Below are 880 nucleotides of genomic sequence, written 5' to 3'. Positions count from 1 at the left end.
TCGCGCGGGGTCATGCGAGACCGCACGAAAACAGAGGCACGGCGTCCCGGAAATTGCACCAAAGGACTTCGGTTCGCTCTGCCGCCCTGTCGGCGCGCGTCTGGATCTCGATCCGACGCCAGTCGTGCAGGGCATCGTCGTAGAGAGGTGAGGCATAGCCACTGAGAACGACCGATCCGCGCAAACCGCGCAGGGTGTCGAGCAGGTCGATGTGGTCGCGCCGGGTCATTTCATGGCGATAGTCGCGGCCCTTGTCGCGGGTCTCTGGCAAGTACGGAGGATCGACGTAGTGAACCGTCTGCGACCCGTCATGCGCCTGCGTCACCTGCACTGCGGGGCGGTGTTCGATCACGACGCCCCGCATGCGTTCGGCCGCCTCGCGGATGGTTTCGGGCAGCATGGCCCAGCCGTGGACCGGTAGCGTTCCGGCGCGCATCCCCGCCGCCCGGAAACCTGTCGCGCGATGAATGCCGGACGAGCCGTGCCCAAAATGCGAACGGATCAGAACACGGCGCGCGCGCTCCAGATCGTCTTGCGTTTCGGAATAGGCGGCCTCGTGTTCTTCGCGGGCGAAAGGCGTCAGCGCAATGGCCGCTGCCAGTGCATCGGGCCGATCCCGAAGAACCCGGAAGAGCGCCACCATATCGCCATCGAGATCGTTGTAGACCTCGAGGCGGGATCGTGGCTTGGCCAACAGTACGGCCGCCCCGCCACCGAACGGCTCGACGTAGCAGTCATGTGCCGGAAACAGACCGATGATCTTTTCGGCGATGCGGACCTTGCCGCCGTGGTATCTGACAAGCGCCCCCATGGTGCGTCAGCCCCGGCCGGTCTCGTGGCGCCAGCGCTCATGGGCATGGGCCGCACGGGCCTCGAAGAA

At 65.7% G+C, this 880-nt stretch carries 1 protein-coding gene; it reads right to left on the bottom strand.

The window, feature by feature from the left end; translation table 11 throughout:
- Positions 1–10: 10 nt before the first annotated feature.
- Entirely contained in the window at positions 11–811 is an 801-nt protein-coding gene (locus tag BYZ73_RS21355; protein ID WP_112317584.1) for a DNA adenine methylase, read from the bottom strand.
- Between the last annotated feature and the right edge of the window lie 69 nt (positions 812–880).

It is taken from the genome of Rhodovulum viride (assembly GCF_003265965.1).
GTDB lineage: Bacteria > Pseudomonadota > Alphaproteobacteria > Rhodobacterales > Rhodobacteraceae > Rhodovulum > Rhodovulum kholense.
This window is presented reverse-complemented; position numbering and strand designations above follow the sequence as displayed.

Coding starts and splice junctions, on each gene's coding strand:
- BYZ73_RS21355 (WP_112317584.1), bottom strand. CDS start 811: ATGGGGGCGCTTGTCAGATACCACGGCGGCAAGGTCCGCATCGCCGAA.